Source organism: Oceanobacillus sp. B139/18, from assembly GCF_055524595.1.
In genome coordinates this window covers 622,535-644,079 of the sequence record NZ_JBVFXI010000001.1, presented here as the reverse complement: position 1 = coordinate 644,079, position 21,545 = coordinate 622,535, and the positions used below count along the sequence as shown (strand labels likewise).

18 protein-coding genes are annotated in these 21,545 nt (G+C 38.0%); 4 read left to right on the top strand and 14 right to left on the bottom strand.

Annotated features, from left to right (window positions below; all coding sequences use genetic code 11):
• Positions 1 to 336 precede the first annotated feature (336 nt).
• Complete coding sequence (locus ACZSMY_RS03105) at positions 337 to 1,932, top strand: amidohydrolase (RefSeq protein ID WP_193064834.1); 1,596 nt, start codon at positions 337 to 339, stop codon at positions 1,930 to 1,932.
• 84 nt (positions 1,933 to 2,016) lie between these two features.
• Here ACZSMY_RS03105 and ACZSMY_RS03100 read toward each other — a convergent pair whose 3' ends face one another.
• Positions 2,017 to 3,285 (bottom strand): SLC13 family permease, encoded by a 1,269-nt coding sequence (locus tag ACZSMY_RS03100; RefSeq protein WP_042534567.1) that lies wholly within the window; start codon positions 3,283 to 3,285, stop codon positions 2,017 to 2,019.
• Positions 3,286 to 3,297: 12 nt separating this feature from the next.
• Positions 3,298 to 4,665 carry an adenylosuccinate lyase gene (gene purB / locus ACZSMY_RS03095; RefSeq protein ID WP_042534569.1) on the bottom strand — a complete coding sequence of 456 codons (1,368 nt, stop codon included), beginning with the start codon at positions 4,663 to 4,665 and terminating at the stop codon, positions 3,298 to 3,300.
• A 324-nt stretch (positions 4,666 to 4,989) separates the two neighbouring features.
• Here purB and ACZSMY_RS03090 point away from each other — a divergent pair, with 324 nt between their 5' ends.
• Complete coding sequence (locus ACZSMY_RS03090) at positions 4,990 to 6,000, top strand: LacI family DNA-binding transcriptional regulator (RefSeq protein ID WP_042534572.1); 1,011 nt, start codon at positions 4,990 to 4,992, stop codon at positions 5,998 to 6,000.
• A 526-nt stretch (positions 6,001 to 6,526) separates the two neighbouring features.
• Here ACZSMY_RS03090 and ACZSMY_RS03085 read toward each other — a convergent pair.
• Positions 6,527 to 6,736 carry a hypothetical protein gene (locus tag ACZSMY_RS03085; protein ID WP_042534574.1) on the bottom strand — a complete coding sequence of 70 codons (210 nt, stop codon included), beginning with the start codon at positions 6,734 to 6,736 and terminating at the stop codon, positions 6,527 to 6,529.
• Between the two features lie 211 nt (positions 6,737 to 6,947).
• Positions 6,948 to 7,457, bottom strand: coding sequence for an STM3941 family protein (locus tag ACZSMY_RS03080; RefSeq protein ID WP_042534576.1), 510 nt, complete (start codon positions 7,455 to 7,457; stop codon positions 6,948 to 6,950).
• Between the two features lie 321 nt (positions 7,458 to 7,778).
• On the opposite strand from ACZSMY_RS03080, the gene ACZSMY_RS03075 reads away from it, so the two are divergent.
• Entirely contained in the window at positions 7,779 to 9,137 is a 1,359-nt protein-coding gene (locus tag ACZSMY_RS03075) for a DUF5068 domain-containing protein (RefSeq protein WP_465147447.1), read from the top strand.
• 63 nt (positions 9,138 to 9,200) lie between these two features.
• Here ACZSMY_RS03075 and ACZSMY_RS03070 read toward each other — a convergent pair whose 3' ends face one another.
• Positions 9,201 to 10,001: an SDR family NAD(P)-dependent oxidoreductase gene (locus ACZSMY_RS03070; protein WP_042534580.1), complete on the bottom strand. Its 801-nt coding sequence runs from the start codon at positions 9,999 to 10,001 to the stop codon at positions 9,201 to 9,203.
• Positions 10,002 to 10,290: 289 nt separating this feature from the next.
• On the opposite strand from ACZSMY_RS03070, the gene guaC reads away from it, so the two are divergent.
• Positions 10,291 to 11,274, top strand: coding sequence for a GMP reductase (gene guaC / locus ACZSMY_RS03065; protein ID WP_042534582.1), 984 nt, complete (start codon positions 10,291 to 10,293; stop codon positions 11,272 to 11,274).
• 71 nt (positions 11,275 to 11,345) lie between these two features.
• Here guaC and ACZSMY_RS03060 read toward each other — a convergent pair whose 3' ends face one another.
• The 9 genes from ACZSMY_RS03060 to ACZSMY_RS03020 form a co-directional block, all read right to left on the bottom strand.
• Positions 11,346 to 13,025, bottom strand: a complete 1,680-nt coding sequence (locus tag ACZSMY_RS03060) for an ABC1 kinase family protein (RefSeq protein WP_175297094.1) — start codon at positions 13,023 to 13,025, stop codon at positions 11,346 to 11,348.
• Positions 13,026 to 13,153: 128 nt separating this feature from the next.
• The gene (locus tag ACZSMY_RS03055; protein WP_042534586.1) at positions 13,154 to 13,585 is read right to left on the bottom strand and encodes a hypothetical protein; all 432 of its coding nucleotides are present in this window, start codon (positions 13,583 to 13,585) and stop codon (positions 13,154 to 13,156) included.
• Positions 13,586 to 13,605: 20 nt separating this feature from the next.
• On the bottom strand, positions 13,606 to 14,703 hold the full coding sequence (ddlA, locus tag ACZSMY_RS03050; RefSeq protein ID WP_042534588.1) for a D-alanine--D-alanine ligase: 1,098 nt from the start codon (positions 14,701 to 14,703) through the stop codon (positions 13,606 to 13,608).
• 275 nt (positions 14,704 to 14,978) lie between these two features.
• Positions 14,979 to 16,145 carry a rod shape-determining protein RodA gene (rodA, locus tag ACZSMY_RS03045; RefSeq protein WP_042534590.1) on the bottom strand — a complete coding sequence of 389 codons (1,167 nt, stop codon included), beginning with the start codon at positions 16,143 to 16,145 and terminating at the stop codon, positions 14,979 to 14,981.
• Positions 16,146 to 16,162: 17 nt separating this feature from the next.
• Positions 16,163 to 16,792: a helix-turn-helix domain-containing protein gene (locus ACZSMY_RS03040; RefSeq protein ID WP_193064837.1), complete on the bottom strand. Its 630-nt coding sequence runs from the start codon at positions 16,790 to 16,792 to the stop codon at positions 16,163 to 16,165.
• Between the two features lie 218 nt (positions 16,793 to 17,010).
• Positions 17,011 to 17,559 carry a signal peptidase I gene (gene lepB / locus ACZSMY_RS03035; RefSeq protein ID WP_042534594.1) on the bottom strand — a complete coding sequence of 183 codons (549 nt, stop codon included), beginning with the start codon at positions 17,557 to 17,559 and terminating at the stop codon, positions 17,011 to 17,013.
• A gap of 231 nt (positions 17,560 to 17,790) precedes the next feature.
• The gene (locus ACZSMY_RS03030; RefSeq protein WP_256704784.1) at positions 17,791 to 19,290 is read right to left on the bottom strand and encodes an alpha-amylase family glycosyl hydrolase; all 1,500 of its coding nucleotides are present in this window, start codon (positions 19,288 to 19,290) and stop codon (positions 17,791 to 17,793) included.
• 581 nt (positions 19,291 to 19,871) lie between these two features.
• Entirely contained in the window at positions 19,872 to 20,243 is a 372-nt protein-coding gene (locus tag ACZSMY_RS03025) for a YisL family protein (protein ID WP_042534597.1), read from the bottom strand.
• A gap of 144 nt (positions 20,244 to 20,387) precedes the next feature.
• Positions 20,388 to 21,545 (bottom strand): DUF418 domain-containing protein, encoded by a 1,158-nt coding sequence (locus tag ACZSMY_RS03020; protein ID WP_319022572.1) that lies wholly within the window; start codon positions 21,543 to 21,545, stop codon positions 20,388 to 20,390.

Below are 21,545 nucleotides of genomic sequence, written 5' to 3'. Positions count from 1 at the left end.
CGATTGTGCATGACCCGCCAAATAAGCCAGCATAGATATTGCAAGGTATTACAATAACCTCATGCAAATTACCCCTCTTTATATACTACAAATAAAATTCAATCCAGTTTCCTTCTGTTCAACTTTGTTGAATCAAGTATATAATAAAATTTCTGAAAATGTCAATCCTGCCTGCTGTCAAAATGAAACAATTTTGATAAAATATATTCATAGTGCCATTTACAGAATACTTTCCTATTTAGGGTTTACAAATCGTCTGTAAAATGATTCTGTCCGTTTTTAATATACGTTTTGAACGATGTAAAACATACGATAATTTAGATAAGGAGCGTTTCCATGATAAAGATATATACCAATGGGGTCATACATACATTTCAAACTTCGCAGCCAGTTATACAGGCTGTTGTTATTAAAGATGGACATTTCATAGATATGGGATCCAATGAACAAATGCTTTCTTTTTGGAGCGCAAAAAGTGATGCGGTAATTGATCTGGGTGGAAAAGCTGCTACGCCGGGGTTAACAGATACACACCTCCACCTTTCTATGCAGGCAATGAAGTTTATTGATTTAGATGTGACCGGCGTCACAAAGAAAGAAGTATTTTTAAATAAAATAAAACAGCGTGCCGATACATTGGACAAGGGAGAATGGCTGCTTGGCGCCGGCTGGGATGAAAATCTATTCACTGACGGCGGTCTGCCTACGAAAGAAGAGCTTGATGCGGCTGCCCCGCACCACCCGCTTTTTCTGACAAGAATATGCGAGCATGCAGCCGTTGTTAACTCGAAGGCGCTTGAGGAAATTAATTATTCCAGCACGCTTGCTGTTCCAGAGAGCGGCGAGATTGTAACGGATGCAAATGGAGAACCCACCGGTTTAATTCTTGAATCAGCAGCGGTATTATTTAAAGCAAAAATCCCTGATAAATCCTATCAAACATGGAAAAAAGCACTTCGTAAAACCATTTCCACCGTTTCTGGATATGGTGTAACCAGTGTGCATTCCAATGATCCGGCTTATTTAGGCGGCTTACAGCAAACCTACCAGCTCTATCAGGAATTATTAAATGAAGAAAAAATGGGTCTGCGGGCAAATCTATTAATTGATTATCCTTTCTTAGAGGATCTGCATACAGCGGGAATGTACACCGGATATGGGAATAATATGCTGCAAATCGGAGCGGTAAAAATATTTGCAGACGGTGCTTTCGGCAGAAGAACGGCACTATTGAAGGAAGCATACTCCGATCAGCCCGGGCAATTTGGAGAAGCAATGCTCTCGCAGGATACATTGTACACTATCGTAAAACGCGCAAGGGAAATGGGTATGCCTGTTGCTGTTCATACAATTGGCGACCAGGCATTGGAAAATGTCCTTGATACCCTGGACCAATTTCCGGCATCCGCCTATAGAGACCGTCTGATACATGCGCAGGTCATTAATCCAGACCTAGTAAAGCGCCTTGCAACGCCGGATCGTATCGTTGATATTCAGCCTCGCTTCCTTGCAAGTGACTATCCATGGGTTACAGAGCGTCTTGGCGAAGCACGCATGCCTTATGCCTATGCCTGGAAAACATTACTTGATAATGGCATTATCTGCGGCGGTGGCTCAGATGCACCTGTTGAACCGTTGAATCCTTTACTCGGGATTCATGCGGCAGTTACCAGAAAAGCTCCCGGTGAAACACACAGCGGCTGGTACCCAGAACAAAAATTAAGCATGCACGAAGCTTTTTATCTATTTACAAAATACGCAGCTTATACAACAAATGAAGAAAAGCTAAAAGGAACCATTTCCCGCGGCAAGCTGGCAGATATGACGGTTTATTCTGCCGACCCATTTCAAATGAAGAATGCAGACGAATTAGTAGATACCAATATTGAAATGACGATTGTTGATGGAGACATTGTATATAGGAAAGGATAGAAACAATAAATTCGATGTATTAATTAAAATAAGCAGTGAAAAATCCAGCATGATTTTTCACTGCTTATTTATTATAATTAATCTTTAAAATGGCCAAATCAACGGCACAATGACAACGCATACAATCAGCTGAATAACCAAAAATGGAAAACCGCATTTAATATAATCAAGGAATGTATAATTTCCCGGACCATAAATCATTGTATTAGGCGGTGTGCCAACAGGAGAGGCATAGGCTGCAGAAGCACCTACACAAACCGTCATTAAAATTGCTTTTGGATCAACTCCCATACTTGCTGCGATAACTAATCCAATCGGAGCCATAAGTGCTGCCGCTGCTGTATTGGACATGACAGAGGTCAGTACAGTGGTTACTCCGAAAATTAAAGCGGTAATAACATACGGTCCGGCGTTGCTTCCTGCCATCTCCAGTACATAATCCGCAATCATCTGTGCAGCGCCTGTTTCTGCTAAAGCAGTCGCCATCGGCATCATGGCGGCTACTAAAATGATTGTGGAGAAATCTAAGGAACGGTATGCTTTTTTCTCCGACATCGTACGTGTTAAAACAATAACCATTGCCCCCATAACAGAAACAATATGCAAAGGAATTCCAAATTGCTCTTCAAAGATCATAAAAACGACTGCTGCCAGCAAAACTCCAATGGCAACCATTTGTTTCCATGTGGCTTCTTCGCTTGTAGCTTCTTCTTCATTTTTCGTATCAGCTTCTTCCAAAGCCGTTTCCCGATTCGGAATAAGCTTATAACCAATCGTCATCATGTAAATAATACCAATAATCGTTAGAGGAATTCCGATATAGGCAAATTCAAAGAATCCGAATACAGGTGTATTTTCATTTTCCATCACACTCTGAACGGCGAGGTTGCCGTTCGTTCCAACCAGTGTTATCATGCCGCCTAAAGCAGTTGCATAGGCTAAGGGCATTAATAATTTAGAGCTGGAAAAGCCGGAAGAAGCAGCAATTGCAATAACAATCGGCATCATTACTGCCGTTGTACTTGTATTTGACAGAAAAGCAGATAAACCTGCTCCAATTACCATCACAGCAAATAGCAGCTGCTTTTCCGTTTTAGCAAATCTCGTAATTAAATTTCCCATTCTTCTCGCTACACCTGTTTCAAATAATGCTGCACCAATAATAAACATCCCTGAAATAAGCAGTACAACATTATTTGTCAATCCAGAAAATACGGTTTCAGCATCTATAATTCCAGTAAGGTATAACAGCATGGTGGCTAGAAGTGCGGTCAGTGCAACTGGTATTACCCCAGTTAAAAATAATATCGTTGCTAACAATAAAATAAGTAATGTAATTATCGCCGGGCTCATTTTACATACCTCCTAGTTGATAGATGTATCCTGATTTCCCCATTTTTCCTCTACTCTCGAAATAAACGTTTTACATAACCCAATATAGTTCTTCGGCTCCAGCAGTTTTTTAGCTTCTTCCTCACTGATATGATTCGTAATTCGTTCATCGGTCAAAACAACATCTATCAAAGATTTCTTTTCTTCAAATGCTTTCATAGAGACTTCATAAACGATATCATGCGCCTCGCCCCGGCCCACAAATTCACCTAAGGACAGCATTAAATTTTCAGATACGATTAGACCTTGTAAAAGATTTAAGTTGCGTTCCATATTATCTGGATACACGATAAATCGTTCCAGCACGCCTTGTATCTGCTCCAATCCGCCGCTTGTCAGCATACATATTTGCGGCAGGTAGGACCATTCCGTTGTCCAAAAAGTCATATCTCTTTCATGCTCTTGGATCATTGCATCAAAACTTAAACTGGCATTTCTTTGCACTACTCTAGTTAAACCGACAACATACTCACAAATCATAGGATTCCGCTTATGCGGCATGGTACTGCTGCCGACTTGTCCCATCTTAAATCCTTCTTCCATTTCCCCTATCTCTGACTTTTGCAAATTAATTATTTCATTTGCTATTTTTCCTATCGTTCCTGAAATCATCGCAATAATACTTGCAAATTCTGCAAATCCATCTCTTTGTACATGCCAGGTAATCGTAGGCTGTACTAAACCTAAGTATTCACAAAAACGTTTTTGTACCGCCAGCCCGTCATTATGAATCGAGGCCAATGTGCCGGCTGCTCCCCCAAAGGAACCTAGTAAATATCTTTCTTTGCCTGCTTCTAATCTTTCAATGTGCTTACCTATCTCATCTGCCCAAATAGCAATCTTGTAACCTAGTGTAATGGGAAGCGCATGCTGCCCATGTGTTCTTCCAGGCATCACGGTTTCTGCATGCTCTTCTGCTAATTGCAGCAGCTTCTTAAGAAATTGCTTTAATTGCTTTACCAACACCTCTTGTGCTTGTTTTATTTGCAATACAACTGCGGTATCCATAATATCCTGGGTCGTAGCTCCCCAATGAATATAACCGCCAGCCTTCCCTCCAACTGATTTTGTAAATTCCCGTATTTGAACAATTAAAGGATGGGTCGTATCCACAATCCCTTTTCGAATAATTTCCCGATCAAAATCATTAATATCTGCTTTCTTTTCAATTTCTTCCGCCGCAAATTTCGGTATAACACCAACATCTGCTTCTGCTTTTGCTAACGCAATCCAAGTATCCAGCCATTTCTGAAGCAGGCTATCATCTGAAAAAACCTCTCTCATCTCTTCTGAAACAAAAATGCCACGCAATAAATCGGAATCCAAAACACTTGATTTCATTATTTATCCCTCCAAGGTAATCGCTTCCATAAAAGGAAAACGTTTTTCTTTTTGTGTTTCCATTAATCCTATTATAAACAACCATCTATAACGATTATTTATAATTATTATAAGGAAAACGTTTTTCTTATATGTTTAAAAATATCCTAAGGTATAAAATGTTCCTTGTCAACTCTTTTTTTACTTTTCAATACTTATTGACTATTTACTAAACTGATAGAGCCCGAATTCACAAAAATATCTTGATTATAAACAAAATAATCCATAATACGTTATAATGAATAGAAAGAGGAATCGTTACCAGAGAAAGGACGTTGCTGCACATTGACTACTTTAAAAGAGGTTGCCAAGCTGGCAAATGTACATCCCTCAGTTGTTTCCAGAGTGTTAAATAAGGACAATACATTAAATATCAAAGAAGAGACAAGAACAAGAATTAACGAAGCCATTAACGAATTAAATTATAGCCCGAATTCCGCTGCGAGAAGCTTAAAAACAAATCAATCCCGAATGATTGGAATGGCAATCCCAGACTTTAACAACCCTGTTTATTCCAGTATTATTCATGGGGCTGAAGATCATGCTGCTATGGAAGGCTACCACCTGCTTGTCTACAGCATGAAACAAAAAGGCTTGGGAAAGGATTTCTTTTCTAAATTGCTCAAGGAACGCATTGATGGGCTTTTAATCGCTACATCAGACATTAATAACAAGCATATTCTCAGCTTAAATGAGACCAAAAAACCTTTTGTGCTTGTCAACAGAATGATTCAGGATGTTGAGAATTATGTCATATTGGATGATGAGCGCGGCGGAAAATTAGCAACGAAGCATTTAATTGATCTAGGGCATCGTCATATTGCCCATATTACCGGACCGCTATATACAGGAACTGCTTTAAAAAGATTTCAAGGCTACCGGGAAATGCTCCAGGAGAAAAACATTCCATTTGAAGTAAAATATGTTCAGGAAAGCGACTACACCATGGAGGGCGGATATCAATCCATGGAAAAACTGCTGGAGCTGGATTCTCCTCCAACAGCAATATTTGCAGCAAATGTAATGGTAGCAATGGGCGCAATCAAGGCTATCCATGATAATGGATTTCAAGTACCAGCTGATTTTTCCGTTATCGGTATCCATGATGTTTTCTTCGCGTCAGGACTGTCCCCTTCTCTGACTACTGTCGATATGCCTTTATATGAAATGGGATCCAGAGCAGTTGCCCAGTTGATAAATGCAATCAGCGAACGAAAGCTTAAGTTCCCAGGAGAGACTATCGATGGAGCTAACCTTATTCCACGCGAAAGTACACGCTCATTGCTGGATGAATAAACTGGAGGTACATATTCTGATATATTCATTGAACCGTAATTCTATATTAGTTAGCAGACCAGATTAAGAACAGCATTCGCAGACAACTGGTTTTTCGAGTAAAAAACTTCATTTTATTTGTCAAAAGTGCGCAATATAAAATAAAGCCTAAATCCAATTATGTCTAAGGATTTGGCTTTATTAGCAGGTTATAATTTTTTAAAATATAGGAGCGGCGTATTGTTCGTTTTACAGGCATATAAGAAATCTCACCACTCTAACGGTGGTTTCCATTATGTTCTAGTTTCACTTGAAATTTTAAATCAAAAATTCTTTTATAAAAGTATTAGCCAGCTATGAAACATCAATAAGACAAATTGAAAAATATATTTACCGGTGTATATTATAAAAGAAAATTAGCCAAATGAAGTCCAGTCTAATATCGAATTAAATCCAGCCATTCAAAAGTATAATAAAATCTTTAACTTTTTGGACCGCCACCTATGTAAACTTTTTTATCATCATTTGCTCCCTATCGAGGAACAAATTAGGATAATTCATTATTATCTCCACACTTATCGACAATACGTTTTAACATGGTACCTATTATAATAGTTGACATAACAACAATGAAAGTAGTCCAAAAAGTGAGTTCAATTTCAAAAGTACCAATTATTAATATCCAAACAAATAGTACAATTAAACGCCAGATATCTTTTTTTAAATTCTTAATTTTTTTTAATGCATTGTGTTTCATATTTCTACATCCTCTACATGATTTACTCTCTTTCCGCAATTTCTTTTAATCGGATTTTAACATGCAAATTATTGATTTTTTGTTTAGATTTTTTTCACCAATTTCTAATGAAAGCTTGGGTGATTGGCGGGGTAAGATCATATTTTCACACAAAGTCCGTTTCTTCATTTTGTTTTTGTGCTGTTTCAAAGATTGAAGTTTCGTTGTTTACTTATTGTTGCATAATCAGATTTAACGTCTCTAGTAATCGAGAGCGATCTTGTTTTCGTGTAGCTTTTGGGTTAATCGTAAATGGAGAATAACCAGTTACTCGATTCATACATAATCTCACTTTATTATGAAAGGATAATTGAGCAAAATAATCACCTTCGTTATATAAAACAATCTCGAAGATGCTTTGAGATGAGACTTTAGATACCTTTATGTATTCGATATCCGTAAAATAAATGGTTACTTCACTTTTTGTATATGAATCTAATTGCAGATATTCATCTGTTATCGTGATATAAGGATAACCCCGGAATATTTTCAATATATTTGCAATGGTAAAGAAACTAAATAAAACCATAATAAACAATGCCAAAGCGATAATTAGTATAGCTTCTTCTATATAGGCAATATACATTATTAAGGTCCCAAAAACGACAAGTAATAATGAAAAAATGATTCCGAGAAAAAGCTTCCCTTTTGAATGATAAAACTCTATTTTATTTTCTATCAAATTAAACCCCCCTTACAATTAGAAATACTTTTTTGTTATTAATATGCCTCTTATTCAATAAGGTAATAAAATTTTTTTTGCTTATTTTCTTCATGAACTTTCTCTTTTATCTAAAAAATTTCAATAAAATTTTTCTTCAATTGATACTAACTTTTTAACTGCCCTTATCATATCCCCATCAATTATCAACTATCATTTCTTAAAAAATCAAATAAAACAGGTAATTTTCTTCAAAAAAGAATAATTTTTTATGACTTTTTACATTTTTCCACCTAAAATTATGTTACTATTATATATATTTTAAATATATGGAGGTATTAGATGTCAAAAAGAATGCTTTATGTTCTTCTTGCAGCGGTATTCGCAATCGCTTTAACTGCTTGCGGCTCTAGTGATGAAGATGACGCAGCAGAAGCGGAAGAACAAGAAACAAATCAAGAAGAAAACGAAACAGAAGAAGACTCAGAGGAAAAAGCTGAGGAACCAGAACAAATGGAAGAAGAAGTAGAAAATGAAGATGCTTCTTCCGATGAAGCAGATGCAGAACAAGAAGCCGAAGAAGATGCTGATGAGGAAGAACAGGCTCAAGCAGAATCTTCTAATGCAGATTTTGATGCATTAATTACTGCAATGGAAGAGGAAACAGAAGGTACTGCTACGCTTCTTTATGAGAACGATGAGTCTCAATCTCATGAAATGGAAGGCTTAACTGTAACACTGGATGCATACCAATTAGTAGAATTAGAAGATTTTCATACCAATTTCAGTATTCCTTTTAATGACGAAACAGATGGCGGCGTTATTTTAGCTCAATATACGGTAGAAAATGATTCTGATCAGGATTTACATTACATGCCTTCATTAGATTTAGATTTTGTTAGAGCAACAAAATTCTATACAAATTATCGGGAGCTTCTCCCTTTAGATGAGCAATTATCAAGTATGCTAAACCCCGATAATGAATACTTAGTGGAAGCTGGAGATGAAGTGACCGGCTATTACGCTTATCCTTTTGGATCAGAAGATTTAGGAGCAATATTGGCAGAAGGAAATGTTATTTTGGATGTTCCTACGCCAACTACAGAGTATAATGAATATTCTTCCAGTATTGGTTCTGGTACCGAGTTTAGCCTTCCTTTAGATGGTGACAGTGCTGAAAAAAATGCGGAAACAGAGAGCCAAGGTTTTTATCAGGATGCACTGAGTGCTGAAAATATGGGCGATAAAGAAATGATTGAACAAGAAGATGGCATTGGGGAGAGCGACGAATTAGGAGACGTAACAATTACATTAGATGGTTATCAATTTGTTGATTTTACTCCAAATGCCGAAGAAGCAGCTCGTTATGAGGATCCTGATAACATCGTAGTTGCTACGATAAGATTTGAAATTGATAACCAGGGTGATGAAGAAATTGGCTTAAGCTCTCTTTCTTCAAGGCTCACAGTAAATGATGGATCTCAATATCTTTTAAGTGAAGGAATGTTTCATCCTTATGACAATAGTAGTAGTATCGCATCTGGTGAAGAAGGAGAATTGCTGCAAACTTTCCTGTTAGACAAAGAAATGTATGAAAAAATTTGGAAAGATAAAAGTATGGAAATTGAAATTGGCCCGATGAGAAATATGGATGCTGAAGATATTTCCAAAGGACATGAAGTAGAGTTTAATTTAAAATAAGTATAAAAAAGCTAATGGTGCAATTTGAACCATTAGCTTTTTCCAATGAAAAAGGTTAGTGCATTAACGCATCACAGCCCCGCCCGAAATTTTCACCGACTCCCCTACAATATTTCGCGCAGCATCCGTCAGCAGGTACGCAATCGTATTGCCCACCTCATCCGGAGCTGTTATTTTTTGAGAAGGCAACGAATCCTCTGCTGCTTTTCTTACCTGTTCATAGGATTGATTCGTATTTTCCGCTTTTGCTTCAAATAAACCTTGTACCATTTCTGTATCAACAAAACCGGGACAAACTGCGTTGACACGAATATTATATGCAATTGCTTCCAAAGCCATAGACTGTGTCCAGCCGATCATCGCAAATTTAGAAGAAGCATAAGCACTATTTCCATATGTCCCCCGCAAACCGGATAAAGACGCCACGTTGACGATATTCCCCTGCTGCTTCTCTTGCATCTCCTGATAAATTTCTTTGGTCAGGCTGAATGCAGATAAATAATTTACAGTAAGCATGGCTTGTATATCCGCTTCTTCCAGCTGATTCACCGTCTTGTTTCCCGCAATTCCAGCGGCATTGACTAAATCAGAGATAAATCCCAATGCGTCCCGTGCGTTGCTGACCAATTGCGTTCTTTCCGCTTCCTCTGTTATATCTGCCTGCTGCACAAATAGCTTCGAAGCATCAGTAAGACCTTCCAGCTCCTGTCTAAGTTCTGCAAGCTTATCGGCATTCCGTCCGGTTATGGTGACCTTAGCCCCCATCTGTGCGACAATCTTCGCTGTTTCTCTTCCTATTCCGCCAGTTGCGCCGGTTATTAATACATGTCTTCCTTCTAATGCATCTTTTGAAAATATGGCCATGGTGTATTCCCCTTCCAATTCATTACTTTGATATGATTATCCTCCAATTATAGCATGATTGTTCTTTTCTAATTAAACGTTGTTGTCGCGTATACAATCCCCCCCCTTACCTTTCCCCCTATATTTATTAATCCAACTATAGATTGTCATGAAGTGCCTTATTTTTCAAATTATTATGTCGATAAACAGGCATAAAACATTGACAAAATACCTGGATTGGGTTAAATTACTAAAGGCGAATGTTTTTAATATCCAATACAAATTTTATTCGTGTTTAGGAGTGTTTTAAATGGAAAATGTTTTTGATTATGAAGATATCCAATTAGTTCCCGCAAAATGTGTAGTAAATAGCCGGTCAGAATGTGACACCTCCATTGAGTTTGGCGGAAGAAGCTTTAAATTACCGGTCGTTCCTGCAAATATGCAGACGATTATTGATGAAAATATTGCAACTTATTTAGCTAAAAATAATTATTTCTATATTATGCACCGTTTCGAGCCTGAGAAACGTATTGATTTTATAAAAACAATGCGAGAACAAGATTTATTCGCTTCAATCAGTGTCGGAGTGAAGGATGACGAGTATGCTTTTGTGGAATCACTTGCTGAAAATAACTTAGTTCCAGAATATATCACCATTGATATTGCACACGGTCATTCAGAACCTGTTATCCGTATGATCAAGCATATTAAAAAACATTTACCAGACAGCTTTTTAATTGCTGGTAATGTTGGTACTCCTGAAGCTGTACGTGAGCTGGAGCATGCCGGCGCGGACGCTACAAAAGTAGGAATCGGGCCTGGTAAAGTATGTATTACTAAAATCAAAACTGGTTTTGGAACGGGCGGCTGGCAGCTGGCAGCACTGCGCTGGTGTGCAAAAGCTGCAAGTAAACCAATTATTGCAGACGGCGGAATCCGTACACATGGCGATATTGCGAAATCTGTACGTTTTGGTGCATCCATGGTCATGATCGGTTCTTTATTTGCCGGTCACGAAGAATCTCCTGGAGATACCATTGAAAAAGATGGCAAGAAGCTGAAGGAATACTTCGGTTCTGCATCAGAGTTCCAAAAGGGAGAAAAGAAAAACGTAGAGGGCAAAAAAATGTACGTAGAGCATAAAGGTGCCCTTCAGGATACATTGACAGAAATGGAACAGGATCTTCAATCCTCTATTTCTTACGCCGGCGGCAGACAGTTAGATGCTATCCGCACAGTGGATTATGTGGTTGTGAAAAACTCTATCTTTAACGGCGATAAGGTATTCTAAATAGCATTTAAAAAAGCTTATGTCAGGAAAGGGACAAGCCCTTCTGACATAAGCTTTTTCTCTGTTTAAAGCTAAAACCTTCCTGACCTGAATATCGCAAAGATAAGCCATATAAACATCAGTACAGCAACAACAAAGCCAATTTCGATAACTGGCAGACTCCAAAAATAAGAAACCTCTCCCGCGATTGCTGAACCGACAATTAATCCAACCATAATAATACTGAACGATAACAGGACGATACTGAACGATAAACGGTTACTGATTCTGTCCAGCTTCTTAAGAATCATATCCACTCTGGAAACGGATATTTCCAAGGGCACCTTACCCTTCCGAATCAGCTTATAGACCGCATTAACATGCTCCGGTAAATCTAAAATAATATCCTTATAATCATCAACCTGCTCGTAAACTTCCTCTGCCATTTTTTTAGGTCGATATTTCTCTTTAATCAGCCTCTTTCCAAAAGGCTGCGCTATTTTAACAATACTGATATCCGGGTCTAATCTTTCTACGGTCCCTTCCAGGGTAACCAGCGTTTTCCCGACTAAAGATAAATCTGCGGGAATACGAATTTGATGCCTGGAAGCAACGCTGAATAAATCATTCACCGCTTCTCCCAGACTAACCTGGCTAAATGGAACATCATAATATTTATCCCGCAGCTCTTCAATATCTGCACGCATCATATCATCATTGACCTCATCAGGAACCACACCCATTCGATAGATAGCCTTCACGATAGCATGCGTATTTTGACGGGCCAGCGCAATAATCATATCCGTCAGATGCTCCTTCATTAACGGTGTGAGCCGGCCGACCATTCCAAAATCCATAAATAACAGCTGATGACCAGGGAGTATCATCACATTACCCGGGTGCGGGTCTGCATGAAAAAAACCATCTAATAATATTTGTTCAAATAAATTATGAATTAATTTTTCTGCAATTACCTTGGGCTGATAGCCTTCCCGGATAAGCTGCACATTCTCATCTAACTTTATCCCTTTGACAAATTCCATTGTCAGCACACGTTCGGTTGTATATTTCCAATACACATCAGGGACTTTCACGCCTTCTTTATCATTTTTGAAATTCATCGCAATTTTATGCGCGTTCCGTCCTTCCAAAGTGTAATCTAATTCGGCCAGGATGGATGCTTTAAATTCTTCAATGATTTCGGTGATTTTATATTGATAAGCCCACTCTAAACGTGTTTCTGCAAGGGTGGCAAAATTCATTAAAATCTCTAAATCCGTATGAATTTTCTTTTCAATATTCGGGCGCTGTACCTTCACAGCTACTTCTTCCCCGCTCTGCAAAATAGCATAATGAACCTGTCCGATGGAGGCGGCGGCGATAGGCTCTTTGTTAAACTCTTTAAATATATCATGAATCGGCTCTCCCAATTCCCTCTCGATAATTTCCTGAATTTCGGTATAGGAGACTTTCCCGACCTGATCCTGCAGCTTCTCCAGCTCTTTAATAATACCTTGGGGAATCAAATCACTTCTTGTGCTTGCGATTTGTCCAAGCTTCACAAAGGTCGGACCTAATTCTTCCAGGAAAAGCCGAATTCGCTCTCCTGTTGTTTTTCTATGTATTTCCTTCTTCCCTTTAAGAACTCTTTCCGGCAAAGAAACAACCTTTTGCAATCCCAATTCCTTTACAATATACCCAAAGCCATTACGGGAAAATGCAACAAGTATTTCTCGATAACGTTGTATATGACGAATACGTTTATTAAGAATCACGGTTCCCTCCTTTCCCGTTTAATTCCTATTGATAGTATACCCATTCTTATCCATCTGTTAACAGGAAATCCAGGCTATTTTACAAAGAGGAACTGTTTTCCCTATGACAGCTCCTCTTTGTAAATTTATGCCTCGTTCTTATTTGTTAGTTTTATAATGCTTATTTTCACATATAACCCGATCAGCATACAAATGGATGGCAATATAATAGCCAGGAAAATCAATTGTCCATTAATCAATGCTAAATAAAGATACGGCAAGGAATAAAACATAAGTGCCTCAGATACTGCCAGCGGGACCAAGGTGTACATTATCAGATTAATGATAAAAACCAGGGAAACCGTCAAACTATTTTTTAAAAGCGTTCCTTGATTTTTCAATGCAAATCCAAATAATACATACGCGATTAAAACTCCGAAAAATACCATTTGCAGTTGATTCGTGAAAAGTACCATTAGCATGGCAAACACTGTCAGGAAAAAGTGAAAAATCAGCGCCGGCAAATTGTTTTGTAAATATGCTTTGATACCGCCGTTTTCTATGTTGTCGCTAGACATTCAATCATCCTTTTACGTCTTTAATTTTGAATAGAGCTCTTCAGCTGCTGATCTCTTTGATGTCTTTCGATTGCCAGTTCAATTAATTTCTCTATCAGTTCCCGATAGGAAACGCCGCTCTCTTCCCAAAGCTTTGGATACATACTTATCTTCGTAAATCCGGGCAATGTATTAATTTCATTAATAATAATCGTATTATCCTCTTTTAAAAATACATCTACTCTGGCTAAGCCTTCACAATTTAAAGCCTCAAAAGCTTGAACAGCAGTCTGTTTAATTCGATCTGCCACGTCTTTGTCCAATACAGCAGGTATTTCTAAGCTTGCTCCAGATTCATCAATATACTTCGCTTCATAAGAATAAAATTCGACGGTTGGAAGAATCTCGCCTGGTACAGAGGCAATCGGGTTTTCATTACCTAAAACCGAACACTCTATCTCTCTTCCTGAGACAGCCTCTTCAACTAAAACTTTGTGATCATACATAAATGCATCCTGAATAGCATGGTTAAATGCTTCTTCCGTCTCCACCTTGTGTACGCCAACAGAAGAGCCTTGATTTGCCGGCTTAATAAATAATGGTGTTCCTAATTCCGCAGCAATATCCTGATAAGAGATTTGATTTTGTTTGGCTTTACGGAAGCTGTATCCGCGGGCAACATGTAAGCCTGCATCGCTCAGCAGACGCTTGGCAATATCCTTATCCATGCTGATAGCTGAACCAAGTACAGAAGAACCTACAAATGGAATATTGGCCATTCTCAGCATACCCTGCAGGCTTCCATCTTCACCGAGTGTGCCATGGACAATTGGAAAAATAACATCTAATTGGTCCATGCTTACACTTGAGCCGGTCTCAATAATTTGATTCTCTTCCGCTCCAGGGACAATGGCAATTCCCTTCCCTGTTTTATTTAATGCAATCAGGCTTGGATCCTCTTCATTTATTAAATAGTGAGAACGGTCATTGACATGCCAATTCCCCTGCTTATCAATTCCCAGCAGATATACTTCATACTTATCTAAATTAATTGCGTCCACAATATTTTTGGCTGATTGTAAAGAAACCTCATGCTCTGATGATTTCCCTCCAAAAACAATACCAACTTTTTTCTTCATTCCAATCCTCTCCTCATTGACTCTAATGACATAATTACGATTCTTCCTATATCCTATGTGTTTATATCATTATTTGTTTGACCTGTATCGCTATTTTATCATAGAGTTCATTTGGAAGGGGACTTTAATGTCAATAATTCATCCGAAGCAGTGATTCTGATTATTAAGAAATAATAAATTTTCAACTTCTCTGCCTAATCCGGGATCCTGAATGTATTAAAAAATAATTAAAGAAAGCTAAAAAATCTTCCCAGGCTGATTTTTTAGCTTCCCCTTTATTCACTAATTGCTTTTTTTCGAAATAAATAATCATTGGAGGAACGAATTTGCACATTGATGACCAGCCCCATCATAATCAGATTGGTTATCAGCGAGCTTCCTCCATAACTGATAAAAGGCAAGGTAATCCCAGTAATCGGCATTAAACCAATGGTCATCGCAATATTTTGAAATACTTGAAAGGCAAGAATTCCGATGATGCCGACGCAAAGATAGACCCCGAATAGATTATCTGCTTCGAAGGCAACCTTTGTAATTCGATAAAGAAGCAGGAAATATAATAAAATCAGAATACTTGCTCCGATAAAACCATATTCTTCTCCAATTACTGTAAAAACAAAGTCTGTATGTGCTTCAGGTACATTCCCATTTTGAATCTGCATCCCCTGATTAAATCCGGCGCCGCTCAATTGTCCTGAACCGATTCCCATGATTGCCTGCTGAAGCTGATACCCATAATCAGATGCATACTCCGCCGGATTTAACCACCCATAAATACGGTCCATTTGATGTGATTGAAATAACCGGGAAAAAATATCTTCATTATAAGAATACAAAAAAATTAAACCGCCTATAGAAGCAGCTATGGTGAATAGCACCGGTAAAATAACTTTAACAGAGATACTGGAAACAATAATCATGGAAAAAGCAATGGCTAATACAATCAAAGCAGATCCTAAATCCGGCTGTAAAAATATAAAAACAAATGGAATTAATGTTACTGCCACTACTTTCAGCGTTAATTGAATACTCTTTTTTAAGGGCAGCTTTCGATTGCCATACTTCTCTAATAAAACAGCTAAGTAGATGATAAGAAATATTTTTATAAATTCAGATGGCTGTATCTCAAAGATTCCTAAATTCAGCCAACGTTGAGAACCGTTGCGAAAAACCCCAAAAAAATGAACGCCTAATAAAAGGAACACGCCAATCGCATACAACTTAAATGCCTGTTTTTTTAAGAGCTCATAGTCAAAGAAAATCACTGCCAGCATTATCAACGCACCAAAAAAATACCAAATACCTTGGCGAATCACAAAATAGTAAGGCTGTGATTGCGCATATTGTCCCGAACCGCTATAAATTGCAATTAAACTAATTAATAATAACAAGAACAAAATAGTGATTATACTGTAATCCAAATTGTATTTCTTCCGATTCATATCCAAACCCTCATTAATTACGTTTTATTAGCAAGTGCATTCATTACCACTTGAACTGCTACAGCATCATCTAAATAACCAACAGGAAAAAGATAATCCGGAATAACATCAGCTGTACTGATGAAATAAATTAGTGCTGCACCCATTAAAATTAATTCTTTCCTTGTTCCTTTTTTATGACAAATCCGATGAAAAAAAGTGGAAAGTTTTTTCATATAGGCCCCGCGGGCTCGTGCATCTTCTTTTTTCTGATGAAATGTATCCAGAATGAGACGGCGCCCTTCTTCCGTTTCTGCATCTTTTTCGTAACAATCCAGTTGTTTTTTTAATTTTTCCATTGAAAAAGAATCATAATGATCATCTGATTGCTCTAAAAATTGATCTATCATTACAATAGATGTCTGTATATCATTAGTATGATTCTCTGAAGATTTGACCGGCAGTCCGGTTCTCTGAAGTAATTCATCAAAAGGAACATCCAGTGCTTTTGAAATTTCCACTAAATGCTGATTTGTCGGTTTACGCTTATGGTTGATAATTCGGGATATCGTCGAAACATTAATATTCGTCTGTTTACTTAGTTCACGCATAGAAATATGTTTTTCCTTTAGCTGCTCTTTTAAGTAATCTCCTATATTTTGGCTCATTCGTTATACAAACCCTTCTATTTTCAGTTATCTTTTCCTCTTATTCTACTATACGAGGGATGTTGACAAAATGTCAAATACAGCCGCAATTGAATTAGGATAGATATATAAGCTGGATTAATTTTGAAAAAACCGCTTTCTGCCTTTCTTAAATAGCAAAGACGAATAAAATAAAAAAAACCGCATCTAAATCAGGAAGTTCCTTTTTAGATACAGGTTTATTCAGGCCTGCCGATATTATTAAATGGGTAGAATCGGAATGTTACTTCCCCAATAATTGCCTCTTCATTCAGAAAGCCGAAGAAGCGGCTGTCATTACTGTTTCCGCGATTATCGCCTAAAACAAAATAGGTATTCTCCGGAACAATGGAATAGCCTGTTAATTCTTCTAATGTAAAATTACCAGTTTGAAAACCCATTTTCGCCGGACTGTCATCATTTATTAAGTAGGATTCCTCCACTGCTTCTCCATTTAAATATAACGTATTACTTTTATATTCGATATGATCGCCTGGTACACCAATAACCCGTTTCACGTAATAATTGTCAGAGTCAGGGGCCTGGAATACAATCACATCAAACCGGTCTATTGAAGCTACTTTATTAACAATGATTTTATCCTGATCGAAAAAAGTGGGCTGCATCGATTCACCCCATACGACCGAAGGAGCTAAAAGGAAATTTTTAACAATAAATAATCCGATAACAACAAAAAGAATAATTCTGCAAAGCAAATAGAATTCTTTCTTTATTGCGCTCCGCTCCATACTGGGCACCTCCTTTAAACAAATACTCTCTTCTTTTATTATACAATATAAGCAGGAGAATGGAACGATATATATTTATATATTCTAAAATTATTCTATACATAGGGGTGAGTAAAGTCCCTAAGAAAGGATGTTCCAAACGTACAATCATAAAAAACATGCGTCAGTAATAAATCAGACACATGTTTTTTATGCAGTTATATTTCAAATTCACCAAGGTAATTAACAGTATTAATTGTCTGCATGCTCTCTTTGCTTCTGCTTTCTTTTTAATAGTACAACAGCAATCACAAATAATAAAAGAACAGAAATAATAAAGCCGATAAATAACCAATTAAAGCCTTTATCTTCTTCTAAAAGATAGACTTCTACAGATTCTCTCGGTATTCCAATCCGATAATTGCCCTCTTCATTTTCACGGACTAAATTATCCTCTAAAATACCGGTCAGCTGCATACCAGATTCTAAATTAGTTTCATCAATATATGCTGATTCACTTCCGTTATTAATAGCGACATACATCACTTCATCTTCATAGCTGCGGCGGAAAACCAGCATGGAAGCTTCGGAGCCGACATATTCAAAATCTCCCAACCTTAATGCCGGAAATTCATTGTGCAGCGCAGCAATACGCTTATGAAACTCCCTTAAATCTTCATCTCCGCTATTAAAAGGAACAAGCCGCTGCGATTCTTCCGCATCCATTCCGTACATGGGAAGCTCTGTCCCCTGCGTTACCATTGTTGCCCCCGGTGTAGTATACATATAGGTCAAGGCAAGCGTCCAAGCAGTGACAGCATTACGTTGATTCTCTGAAAAGATATTTGTAAAACGTTCTTGTTGAAGGCCGTCGATTTGCTTATAAAAATCGGTCAGCCTTTGTTCTTTCCACGCATCAAAAATGGCTGAAACATCCTGATCGCTATCTGCAAATGTTTCGCTTAATACTTGATTGAAACCCGGATAATTGATGAGATCGAGGGATGTATTTTCCATTAACGAAGCTGCTTCATCAATCGTTGCCGCACTTGTATCACCAATCAGATAAAAATCAGGACGGTTTTCTTTCAAAGCTGCTGTCAGCTCTTCGACAAATGGCTGCGGCGCCATGTCTGCATCATGAAGCTTAAATCCATCCACTTCGGTTTCTTCCTGCCAATATCTCGCAGCGTCTAATACATATTCCGCAGCCTCCGGATTTGTTAAATCAAATTGAACTGTTTCTGACAGCCATTCGTCATTTGATTCAGGTGCTCCAAGCCACCAATCTTCCTTGTCCGCATCATCTGTTAACGGACTGGTATCCGCAGCATAATTAAATACAAAATCAATCATTATTTTCATATCACGATTATGCACTTCGGATACAAGACGCTCAAAATCTTCCATTGTTCCAAATTGCGGATTGATCTCATAAAAATCATTGATCCAATAACCATGATATCCTCTTTCTTTATTTTCCGTAATCGGACTCAGGGAAATCGTGGTAATTCCAATATCCTGCAAATCATCTAATTTATTTATAATTCCCTGAAAGTCCCCTCCATGGTAATGATAAGGATCGTTAATATCTAATTCTCCTTCAATTTCCGTATCCCCATTATTAAAGCGGTCAATCAATACCTGATAAAATACTTCATTATGTATATCTTCGTCCTGTGCATGTACCGGTATTTGCATGATAAACATACTGATAACAGCAGCAAATCCAATACTTATTTTTTTAATCATAGATTTTCCCCCAATGATAATAAAACTGTAATTACGATTCCACCCTTGTTTTATTATCACTTATTTTCTAAAAAAATCATACCTTGATTGGAATGATGTAAAAAAGCGTTCACAATTAAACAGAAAAAACAAGAACACCACTATCTTTAAAACATTGGTGTTCTCGCCAAGGAGATGTCCGCTACGACGGTTTTCGATGGGGCGAGTAATCGCAATGGTTTTCGGTGGGACGAGTAATCGCAGTCCCAGTCCCAGCCCCAGGAAGTCGCTTTCCGCGGGCAACGGCTCAGCCGCACGGTAAGAAAATCGCTTCCTGTTCAGGTCTACCTGTTGCTTTTCCCGAAGGAGTCGACAACATCCGCTCCCATCTTTGAAAAGATATGTTTTATTTGCTTTCTTTCAAAGAAATGAAGCTGATTCTAGCGGAGTATTTTTTCCGTAGCGGCTATTTTCAGCTATTTTTATAAACATTCTTATTTTAAAATAAAGTGCCTCGGCAATGGACCAAGGCACTTTGTCTCCTCCTGTTCGTCGAGAATGTATTACACTATCCTCACAGGAGTGTTCGTCATCCTCTTATTTTAGAAATAAAAACCCATTGGGAGACGGAAAAAGCCTAAAACAATAACAATAATCAGTGCGATAAAGAATTGAATCCATTTGCCGGTTACTGCTTTTCCTTTTTTCGTAGAAACCAGAATTCCTTCCATTACCACAACAATCCAAAGACCGGCAAGTGCTTTTACAATAGCTTCCCCAAGAAGCGGCATGCCATAGCCTTGAATATAGTCCCAAGTTAATAATCCACCGGTAACGATGATAAACAAATACACAAGTCGTAAAATCATATGAACAATGGTTGCAGGCTTGTTACTGTTTTTCTTGTAAAGGGCTAAAGCTACTAAAAATAGAATCAGACCCAGCGCCCACGATGTAATATGCATATGCGTCATTCATGTTCCCTCCTTCAATTTTATAAATACATGTCATCATCATCTGTCATATTTCACAAAAATGACTAATAATTCGTTTATAATGATACCATTTTCTTCCCTAAGATGACATTTAAACGTATCTTTGTCAACAAATTGCCATGATTAGCGTTTCATTGGCTGTAATTTTTTATACGTAATGGATCGCCATGCCCATTCCACGGGACCAAACCGAAAATATCGAAGCCAGATCATACTTCCGATAATCTGTAAGCAGAAAATCACAATCACGAGACCGATTTGATGAACGGGCCGGATTTCCCCGTATAATCCAAAACCGATGCCATAGAAAAGCCAAAAAGAGATAATCGATTGCAGCAAGTAATTAGATAATGCCATTTTTCCGATCGGCTTCAGGACACCAAGTACCTTCTGCGCCCTATCCTTCTCCCATAATAATGTAATCGACGTCAGGTAGAAGACGGCCGATGCCGTCCCGCCAATATTATCCTGAACTAGACTAAACCAGAGCGGGTTGCCAAATGTATACGGTCCTATCTTAAATACGATGAACACAACTAGAGAAATAACCCAAACCTTTTTCAATATTCCCTTATGGACAAGCGGCTCATGAAACCATCTCTTTCTTGCTAAGTACATCCCAAATAAAAACAGCGGCAGGAAAATAAAAGGAAACAGGAAAAAGCTGAAAACCCCGTTTGATAACTGCCAATCCTGAAAATTCTGCGCCAGAATAATGGAAAAATCATTGGATTGATAGCTTTGAAAAGCTTGGTTTATTTCCGCTGTATAACTTATATCAATAAAATTCCTTGCCGCATACTGCAGACCTGTCAAGGCAAGGGTAGATGCACCTAATAAACCAATCGCCCAGCCCATTAAAACCTTCTCCCCGCTGTATAAGAAGAATAATAGCAAAAATCCCATTGTTCCATAAGTCAGAAGAATATCTCCGCTCCATATCGCAAAGGCGTGAATGATTCCAAAAATAATCAACACTCCCAGCCTGCGTCCAAAAAAGCCGTATGGAGAAATATCCTTTTTATCTAAGCTGTCCTTTTGAATTTGAATCCCAAAACCAAAAAGAATCGAAAACAGCGTGTAAAAGCTCGCTTGAAAGAAAATATCAATAAAAAACAAGCTGTACTGATCTATTTTAGCCGTCCAGGCATCCTCTGCTCCGCCATAGAGAAAATAAGGAGCAGAAAATGCTCCTATATTGACCATAAATATTCCAAAAATCGCAAAGCCTCTTGCTGCATCTATCCATTCTAATCGTTTGTTTCCCTGATAAGGTTGCAC

Bases quoted from the DNA above. Each gene is read 5' to 3' on its own strand.
- ACZSMY_RS03055 (WP_042534586.1), bottom strand. From the start codon at position 13,585: ATGTCTAGCGACAACATAGAAAACGGCGGTATCAAAGCATATTTACAA.
- ACZSMY_RS03025 (WP_042534597.1), bottom strand. From the start codon at position 20,243: ATGACGCATATGCATATTACATCGTGGGCGCTGGGTCTGATTCTATTT.
- ACZSMY_RS03075 (WP_465147447.1), top strand. From the start codon at position 7,779: ATGTCAAAAAGAATGCTTTATGTTCTTCTTGCAGCGGTATTCGCAATC.
- ACZSMY_RS03040 (WP_193064837.1), bottom strand. From the start codon at position 16,792: ATGAGCCAAAATATAGGAGATTACTTAAAAGAGCAGCTAAAGGAAAAA.
- purB (WP_042534569.1), bottom strand. From the start codon at position 4,665: ATGAAATCAAGTGTTTTGGATTCCGATTTATTGCGTGGCATTTTTGTT.
- ACZSMY_RS03030 (WP_256704784.1), bottom strand. From the start codon at position 19,290: ATGATTAAAAAAATAAGTATTGGATTTGCTGCTGTTATCAGTATGTTT.
- rodA (WP_042534590.1), bottom strand. From the start codon at position 16,145: ATGAATCGGAAGAAATACAATTTGGATTACAGTATAATCACTATTTTG.
- ACZSMY_RS03100 (WP_042534567.1), bottom strand. From the start codon at position 3,285: ATGAGCCCGGCGATAATTACATTACTTATTTTATTGTTAGCAACGATA.
- ddlA (WP_042534588.1), bottom strand. From the start codon at position 14,703: ATGAAGAAAAAAGTTGGTATTGTTTTTGGAGGGAAATCATCAGAGCAT.
- ACZSMY_RS03070 (WP_042534580.1), bottom strand. From the start codon at position 10,001: ATGGCCATATTTTCAAAAGATGCATTAGAAGGAAGACATGTATTAATA.
- ACZSMY_RS03105 (WP_193064834.1), top strand. From the start codon at position 337: ATGATAAAGATATATACCAATGGGGTCATACATACATTTCAAACTTCG.
- ACZSMY_RS03085 (WP_042534574.1), bottom strand. From the start codon at position 6,736: ATGAAACACAATGCATTAAAAAAAATTAAGAATTTAAAAAAAGATATC.
- guaC (WP_042534582.1), top strand. From the start codon at position 10,291: ATGGAAAATGTTTTTGATTATGAAGATATCCAATTAGTTCCCGCAAAA.
- lepB (WP_042534594.1), bottom strand. From the start codon at position 17,559: ATGGAGCGGAGCGCAATAAAGAAAGAATTCTATTTGCTTTGCAGAATT.